A 2,813-nucleotide genomic window follows, 5' to 3' on the forward strand; every position below is an offset into this window, starting at 1 on the left:
GGGTGAGGCGGTAGATGACGGGTTTGGGGATGGGACCGCCGCCTTGGGTTGCGCCCCGGTTAGTGCAGTTGCGGACATCGGTGATGAAGTTTAGGAGGAAATCAGTCTCTTGGGGCGGGGTCCAGTCAGGACAGTAGGCGTGGAGGTAGTGCCGTCCGTCGCGTTGGATGAGGGCAATCGGCTCGACGGTGTGTTCTCGGTAGTCCTCGGTCTCCTTGCGTCGGTAGTGAAACTGAACTACTCCCCGGCGGTTGAGTTTGGGTTTGAGGAGTTGAATTAGTTCGCGGCCTGGGGGCGGTTGGTCGGGGTAATCGTGGATGACTTGGGTGGCTCCCAGGAGGAGCGTCAATTGTTCACGGGCTGGGTGGGGTAGACAGAGCAGGAGTTGATTTAGGGCGGTGGCGAGGTCTTGGTCGGCGGCTGCCGCGCTAATGAAGGCCTGTTGTTGGGCCAAGCTCAGGGGGATCGTCAGGGGGTGGGCCTGGAGAAGGTAGCCCTGCCGACCCGCCTTGGGAATCGTGCAGCCCCACTGCCGTAGACAATTCACATCCCGCATCAGTTGGACATTGGAGTAGGTCCGTCCGATGGTGGGGTCCGCCAGACAGCGTTCGTTGAGTTGCGCGAGGGTGCAGGGTTGTGCCAGGAGGGCCTTGAAGATCATCAGGACCCGGTAGGAGGCGAGATCAAGGCGGGGCGTGGACATAGCAGACTCATCAGGCACAACTATCCTATCTGGACAGAACGTCGGCAAGCTTTAGGTTTAGGTTGAAGCAATGGAAATTCCGATTGCCGCGCTCAATCAATACGATTATTGTCCGCACCGTTGTTGGCGGATGTTCTGTCTGGGTGAATTCGTGGACAACGTCTATACCCTGGAGGGCACTTTTCTCCATACCCGCGCCGACAGTGGGGTTTTCACGACGGTGGACGGGGTGGCGCAGTACCGCAATGTGGACCTTTATTCCGCACAACACGAGTTGGTTGGTAAAGCAGACTTGATTGAGCACAGGGCCGGGGCTTGGCTGCCGGTGGAATACAAGCGGGGCGGGCGCGGCAAGTGGGGTAATGACCGGATTCAGGTCTGTGCCCAGGGTCTTTGTCTGGAGGAGATGTTGCAGACGGTGGTCAGTCATGGGGCCATCTTTTACGCGGCCTCGGCCGGACGAGTCGAATTCGCGCTTGATGAACCTCTACGGGCGGAGACTCTGGCGGTCATTGCGCGGGTGCGGACCCTTTTCACCCGGGGCCAGGAACCCCCCGCCCACTTGATGCCCCGCTGTCAGGGATGCAGTCTACAAGCGGCTTGTTTACCGACCTTGGGGGAGCGGGTCGCTCGTTACCGGGAGCAGTGGGAATAATGGGCACAGTTTATGTCACCTGTGAGGACAGTATCCTCAAAAAGTTAGATGAACGGCTGGTCATCGTCGGGCCGGAGCGCAATGTGATCCTGGATGTGCCGTTATTGCGGGTGGAGGCGGTCTTGGTCTACGGGCGGGCAACGGTGACCCCGGCCTTGGTGATGGACCTGTTGGAGCGGCGGATTCCTTTAACTTTTTTGAGTGTGTTTGGACGTTACCTCGGTTGTCTCCAGCCGGAACTCAACAAAAACAGTCCCCTCCGCACCGCCCAATGGCAACTCACCCAACAACCAGAACGAGCGGTAGCGGTGGTCCGGGGCTTCATCCGGGGGAAGCTCGCCAATTACCGCATCGCCTGTCAACGTGCCCAACGGGACCACGGAATAGATTTAAGCGGTGCGGTCATCGGCTTGGCCCAAGCGATTCACCATTTAACTACGACGAGCCAAGTGGACCAGTTGCGCGGACACGAGGGCAACGGTAGCCGGATCTACTTCCAGAGTCTGCCCCAACTCCTCCGCAATCCGGCTTTTACTTTTAGCCAACGAGTGCGCCGTCCACCCACGGACCCGGTGAACGCCCTGCTCAGTTTTGGCTATGCCCTGCTCCGCCACGAGTGCCAGAGTATGCTCAATATCGTCGGCTTCGATCCCTATCGCGGGTTGTTGCACTGTGAGCGGTATGGTCGTCCGAATCTAGCTCTGGACTTGATGGAGGAGTTCCGGCCCTTGGTGGTGGATAGTGTGGTTTTAGCGACATTGAACCGGGAGATCCTCCAGCCGACGGACTTCACGGTGGAGGCTGTCAGTGGCGCGGTGCGGTTGACCGATGGGGGGCGCAAGGTTTTTTTGAAACAATATGAACAACGGCTGAACGGGACTTTTAAGCATCCGGTCCTCCAGAAACAATGTAGTTTTCGGCAGGCAATTGAATGGCAGGCCCGTCTTCTGGCAAAGTTCGCCCTCGGGACGACAGACCAGTACCCGCCCTTAATTTTGAAGTAAGGTGTTCGTCATCATCGCCTACGACATCAGCAACGACCGCCGCCGTACCCGTATCCACAAAACGCTCAAGTCCTACGGCACTTGGACGCAGTTCAGCTTATTCGAGTGCCGACTGACTGAACAGGATTACATCCGCCTCCGCCAACGCTTAGCCAAACTCCTGGACCCTGAGACGGACGCGGTACGGTTTTATTTTGTGTGTGCCAGCTGCGAAAAAAAAGTAGAACTCCTCGGCAAACCTCTCCCGCCCGCTCTCGATGAACCCATGTTCGGCGAATGAGCTTCTGAAGGTCACGACGAGTTTCTGTAAGGTCAATCGGGCTACGAGAAGAGCCAAGTAGTTATCTATTACCCTCATGCCAATGGGGGATAGAGAGCAACTAAAGCACACTATAGCAACCCTACAGAAATTGTAAAAAGAGTCATGGTGCTCAACCACCGCCCCCAACCC

The 2,813-nt window shown here is 57.4% G+C and carries 4 protein-coding genes; 3 read left to right on the forward strand and 1 reads right to left on the reverse strand.

The genetic code is table 11. The features are described 5' to 3' along the window. The coding region (locus HFM78_RS08920) for a YafY family protein (RefSeq protein WP_287129087.1) at positions 1-703 on the reverse strand (703 nt) is incomplete at its 3' end. A gap of 70 nt (positions 704-773) precedes the next feature. Between HFM78_RS08920 and cas4 the strand changes: the two genes are divergently transcribed. From cas4 to cas2, 3 genes are read left to right on the forward strand one after another with little or no spacing between them, the layout of a single operon-like run. Then, positions 774-1,358: a CRISPR-associated protein Cas4 gene (gene cas4, locus HFM78_RS08925; RefSeq protein WP_287129088.1), complete on the forward strand. Its 585-nt coding sequence runs from the start codon at positions 774-776 to the stop codon at positions 1,356-1,358. Next, on the forward strand, positions 1,358-2,362 hold the full coding sequence (gene cas1 / locus HFM78_RS08930) for a CRISPR-associated endonuclease Cas1 (protein ID WP_287129089.1): 1,005 nt from the start codon (positions 1,358-1,360) through the stop codon (positions 2,360-2,362). The genes cas4 and cas1 overlap by 1 nt, the downstream gene beginning before the upstream one ends. Position 2,363: 1 nt before the next feature. Beyond that, positions 2,364-2,642, forward strand: a complete 279-nt coding sequence (cas2, locus tag HFM78_RS08935) for a CRISPR-associated endonuclease Cas2 (protein WP_287129090.1) — start codon at positions 2,364-2,366, stop codon at positions 2,640-2,642. Positions 2,643-2,813 lie beyond the last annotated feature (171 nt).

Source organism: Candidatus Cyanaurora vandensis, assembly GCF_013285555.1.
GTDB lineage: Bacteria > Cyanobacteriota > Cyanobacteriia > Gloeobacterales > Anthocerotibacteraceae > Cyanaurora > Cyanaurora vandensis.